The sequence below is a fragment of the Sphingobacterium composti genome, from assembly GCF_009829075.1.
Taxonomy (GTDB): Bacteria; Bacteroidota; Bacteroidia; order Sphingobacteriales; family Sphingobacteriaceae; genus Sphingobacterium; species Sphingobacterium composti.
This window is the reverse complement of the sequence record NZ_WUQZ01000046.1, coordinates 1-5,329: the sequence shown is the minus strand read 5'-3', so window position 1 is coordinate 5,329 and position 5,329 is coordinate 1. Positions and strand designations below refer to the sequence as shown.

4 protein-coding genes and 1 tRNA gene are annotated in these 5,329 nt (G+C 35.6%); 2 read left to right on the top strand and 3 right to left on the bottom strand.

The window, feature by feature from the left end; genetic code table 11:
• On the top strand, positions 1–130 hold a 130-nt coding region (locus tag GOQ17_RS16635), incomplete at its 5' end, for an IS3 family transposase (RefSeq protein ID WP_159639026.1).
• A 57-nt stretch (positions 131–187) separates the two neighbouring features.
• Here the strand turns inward: GOQ17_RS16635 and GOQ17_RS15895 are convergent.
• The 3 genes from GOQ17_RS15895 to purD form a co-directional block, all read right to left on the bottom strand.
• A complete protein-coding gene (locus GOQ17_RS15895) occupies positions 188–466 on the bottom strand; it encodes an Arm DNA-binding domain-containing protein (protein WP_236537179.1) in 279 nt (92 codons plus the stop codon).
• A gap of 249 nt (positions 467–715) precedes the next feature.
• Positions 716–787 (bottom strand) — tRNA-Glu (locus GOQ17_RS15890).
• A gap of 98 nt (positions 788–885) precedes the next feature.
• A complete protein-coding gene (purD, locus tag GOQ17_RS15885; protein ID WP_159639028.1) occupies positions 886–2,160 on the bottom strand; it encodes a phosphoribosylamine--glycine ligase in 1,275 nt (424 codons plus the stop codon).
• 105 nt (positions 2,161–2,265) lie between these two features.
• Between purD and GOQ17_RS15880 the strand changes: the two genes are divergently transcribed.
• Positions 2,266–4,914 carry a TonB-dependent receptor plug domain-containing protein gene (locus GOQ17_RS15880; RefSeq protein WP_159639024.1) on the top strand — a complete coding sequence of 883 codons (2,649 nt, stop codon included), beginning with the start codon at positions 2,266–2,268 and terminating at the stop codon, positions 4,912–4,914.
• Positions 4,915–5,329: the final 415 nt, after the last annotated feature.

Genomic DNA, 5,329 nt, shown 5'->3' with positions numbered 1-5,329 from the left:
GACCGAACTTGTATATCATTACAAATTTGAAAATAGAGAAATCGCAAAATTGAAAATATTTGAGTACATAGAGGGCTTTTATAATAATAAAAGAATACATTCCGCTATAGGTGATTTAACGCCTAATTAAATGGAAAAATACTTAAATCAAAATCGAAGAATGGCAGCTTAAAATTGTCTCCACTTTTTAGTTGCAATTCCACTCCCCGCTTTTGGTCATCTGGAGATGAATATCCGCCACTTTGTGTTCGAGGGTGTCCAGATAAGCGTTCAGGGTTTTGACATCCTCTTTGGTTCCCTTCGCACGGTTTGCCTTTGATATCCACTTTGCAGGATCGCATTCCCGTCCTGTGGATAGCTCCTTCGGTATTCCGTCTACGGTAATACGCATGTAGATCGGCTTGGGGCCGTTTACGTAATTTTTTGGTTTCTTCAGGTAGAAGAGCAAGGAATAATTTGTACTCATGACAGTATCATTTAAGTAAAGCAAAATTAGCCTTGCAGCCGAACGAAATCAAGATGTTCATTTTTTAAACAAGCTGTTAAACAGCGAGTTAAAACCTTTCCAGTGAGTAGGGTAGATTAAAAAAATGACTCGCCGAATGACTCACTTTTTTATTGGGAAAAGTTGAAAGATTTGTAGATACCGATAAAACAAAAAAGCCTGCAAACATTTGATTTGCAAGCTTTTGGTATGTTTTGACTTTTAAGTCTGTAGCCCGTAGGGGAATCGAACCCCTGTTTCCAGAATGAAAATCTGGCGTCCTAACCCCTAGACGAACGGGCCTTATCGGATTTGATGATGCAAATATAAGAGCATATTTTGCATCATCAAAATATTTTTATCCGCTTTTTTGTAATCTGCTGATTTTGAAAATAATATTTTTATATCAAATCAAATCCGATATCAGTACGGAAGTATTTTCCTTGATAAAATATGCGTCCAGCATCAGCTGTAGCTTGCTGAAGAGCGGTGAAAAGGTCATCTTGCAGAGTTGTCACCGCTAATACACGACCACCGGCAGTAACTACTTCACCGTTTACTTCTTTAGTGCCAGCATGGAAAACGATAGATTCCTTTACGTTCTCAATATTCGAGATCACTTTGCCCGATTCGTAATCTCCAGGATAGCCTCCAGACACTAACATCACGGTAACCGCTGTTTTAGGACTTACTGTATAAGATCTATTAGCTAAATCACCTTTAGCCACACCTTCCAATAAATCTACTAAATCAGATTCGATACGAGGTAATACTGATTCTGTCTCAGGGTCACCCATGCGCACATTATATTCAATTACAAATGGCTCACCATCAACATTCATCAAGCCGATGAAGATAAAGCCTTTGTAAGGAATATTATCCTTTTTCAAGCCATCGATAGTAGGTTTTATGATACGGTCTTCTACTTTTGTCAAGAATTCTTCATTTGCAAATGGAACAGGAGAGATTGAACCCATTCCTCCCGTGTTCAAACCAGTATCGCCTTCGCCGATACGTTTGTAATCTTTGGCTGATGGAAGTACTTTATACGATTCTCCGTCTGTTAGAACAAATACTGATAATTCAATACCTTTTAAGAATTCTTCAATAACAACAACACTACTTGCCGCACCGAATTTTGCATCAGCAATCATCGCTTTTAACTCTGCTTTAGCATCTTCTAATGTTTCACAAATCAAAACCCCTTTACCAGCAGCTAAACCGTCTGCTTTTAATACTATAGGTAATTTTTGTGTCTCTAAATATGCTAAACCCTCTTCCAAATTAGATTGGTTGAATGACTTGTAGGCTGCGGTAGGGATATTATGTCTAAACATAAATTCCTTTGAAAAGTCTTTTGAGCCTTCTAATTGTGCTCCCAATTGTTGAGGGCCAATCACAGCAATATGCTTGATATCTTCTCTGTTCAAAAAGTAATCATGAATACCTTTTACTAAAGGTTCTTCAGGACCAACAAGAATTAATTCTATTTTATTTTCTAATGCAAAAGTAGCAATACCTTCAAAGTCTGTAACTTTCAGATCTATATTCTTTCCATATTGACCTGTACCAGCGTTACCTGGCGCTATAAAAAGATTAGTTAGTTTAGGGCTTTGCGCTATTTTATAAGCGAAGGCAGATTCACGACCGCCTGATCCAACGATTAAGATGTTCATGATACAAATATACAATCTCATAAGATAATCTTAAATTTTAAACATTCATTAACGGTAATTTTCGAAAAAATAAAATATCTTTATAATTCTAATTATCAGCTAAATATGAAACAAAAGCTAATAGCAGCTATTTTATTGTTTATTTTTTCATCTGCTCAAGGACAAGAAATTCAAGGTTTTCTAGAAAATGTTCAAAATTTTAATTTGAACAATCCTCAAGAGAAAGTCTATCTACATACCGATAAGCCAGCTTATTCTGCTGGAGATAATATATATTTTAAATCTTATTCGACTATTGGTGTTCACAATCTTTTTTCAAATCTGAGTGGAGTTCTGTATGTTGATCTTATTTCTCCCGCAAATGATATCGTGCAGAAAATTACTATTTCTACGCCTATGGGGGTCGGAATCGGAGACTTTGCACTAAACGATACTATTACCGAAGGCTTGTATCGTATTAGAGCTTATACCAATTGGATGAAAAATGCAGGAGGTGACTATTTTTTTGAAAAGCACATTCCTATTTATAATGGACGAACGGATAATGTCGTTACACAAACTACTTTTGAAAAACGAGAGAAAGATATCTTGTACAAAATAAATATTAGCAGTGTAACAGGACTTCCTATAGCAAAGAAACGAGTATGGTACTCGATTCTGGAAGGAGAAAAAATAGTTGAGAGAAAATCACAAAGCTCTACTGAATCTGGGGATATTGAAATTCCAGTAAATTTCAAATACAAGAATCCTGTCTTAAAATTGCGTTTTGAAAACATAGATAAAAGTGTAGTAAACAAAATCGTTCAAACGATTAATCCCGAAATTTCGCCGGTGACAACGTTATTTCCAGAAGGAGGTAAGCTTGTTGCAGGTAGAATAAACACTCTAGCGGCTAAAAGCATAAATAGTCAAGGACTGGGGGTGCCATCTAAAGTCGTTATAAAGCAAGGCAACGATACATTGGGTGTCATAAATACAAACAAGCTGGGGATGGGGGCAACTTCCTTATTTTTGAATACTAGTGCGCCATTGCAGGCTACTGCTGTATATGAAGAAGGAACACAAAGTGTTGTCGAAGTACCTGAAGTGCATCAAAATGGCTTCACTATAGTGGTAAACAATTTGAATGAATCTAAACTTTTCACCCAATTGAATATAAGTTCGGATTTGCAAAGTGATTCTGAGATATTCTTTATTGTTCATCATTTGGGCGAGGTTTTTTATGTTTCCAAAGCCAAACTAAATAAATCTGAACTAGTGTTTTCTGTGGAAAGAGAAAAACTTCCGATGGGGGTTATAACAATTAGCATTTTAAATAATCAATTTAAACCTATTATTGAAAGGCCAATTTTTAATCACCGTTCAAATGGATATTTAAGTAATAATGTAAATCTTAATAAAACATCTTACAAAACTCGTGAGAAGGTGAGCGTGGATATTGAAGTGGGAGGAGCCTCGGATTCTACACGAATGGGAGCTTTTTCTGCTTCGGTTATTGATCTAAGTAAAGTGAAGTTGGGCGAATTCAAAGGTGCTCACCTTATCTCTTCCTTATTATTATCTAATGATTTGAAGGGTTATATAGAAGATCCAAATTATTATTTCGAAGATAATAGCTTAAAGGGTCAGGAATTAGACTATTTAATGTTGACGCAGGGGTGGCGAAATATAAACTGGGATAGTCTACAAGTTGATTTAAGACATTTTTATAGTCCAGAAAAAACACTTAAAATTTCTGGGTATACTAAGAAAATTGGACGAACAAAGCCAGAGCCTAATGCCAAACTGCAATTAATTTCTACACAGAATTACTTTGACTTTATAGACACTACTTCTAACGAAGAAGGATATTTTGAATTTGATAAACTTATGTTTCCTGATAGTGTTAAATTCATTATTACCGCAAAAGATGGTACAAAAGGAAAAAACAATATTGATATCACGCATATTGCTGGTGAGGATTTTCCCATAAATGTTTCTCAATCCTCTGCTGTTGCATCGTGGGACATAAATAGAAAATATTTGGATAATTTAAAATCATCTAAGGAATACTTCGCAGAGTTAGAAAGGATGGGGCTGAAAGAGAAAGCTATATTAATTGATGAGGTTGTTGTGACAAGAAATAAATCAAAAGCATCTGAACATTCAAATAATTTAAATGGTGCAGGAAATGCAGATCAAATACTTTCCGCTGAGGACCTATCTACCTGTACTACTTTGGAGATGTGTCTAGCTGGGCGACTGACGGGGGTATATTTTCAAAATGGAGTGCCTATAAATACTAGAGGTAATGTGCCAATGCAAGTGATTCTGGATGGTATGTACATAGAAGCAGACAATCTTTCAATGATTAATGTAACGGATGTGGAAAGTATAGAAGTGCTAAGAAACATAAACTACACAGCTATATATGGATCTAATGGTGCTAATGGGGTAATTGTTATAACCTCCAAAAGAGGTTCTTCGGCTCTCAATAATTATGTGCCAAAAGGAATAATAACTATTCAACCCCAAGGATTCCATATAATAAAGAATTTCTACAAACCTGTTTATGATGTTGACGAAGCAATGAAGTATCAATCAGATGTTCGTTCTACAATTCATTGGGAGCCATCTATTGTTTCTAATAACGAAGGAAAAGCAAGTTTTGATTTCTTTACTTCGGATTCGAAAGGAAAATATTTGATGATTATTGAAGGTATAGATTTACAGGGAAGGTTATTAAGAAAGGAAATTGAACTTGTCGTAGAGTAGCTTTCAATTTTATTCTCCATTCCCACAACCACTTAGGGTAAAACTCAAAAATAAAAGCTCAGAAAGCTTGGAGAGAAGCTAAAAACTTCCCTATCTTTGCACCACTCCGCAAGGGAGTAGGGGTTAGCAATAACCATGAAATGCGAGGTTAGAGATAGTTTAAACTGAGAAATCGGGAAAAACGAAAAGAAAAAAAACTTCAAATAAAATTTGCGGTTTAAAATAAAGTTTCTACCTTTGCAGTCCCGTCGGAAACGAAGGGAAAACAAAAAAGATAAGTACAGCAGTAATGCTCGAAATATAAGAAGAAGCGCGATGCGGATTCGATAGAAGTTCTTTAAGAAAATGATCATGTAGCGTAACGAGTAGTTTGAGAAAACGAAAGTTAACAAATCAAACCTTAGTCAATAACTAA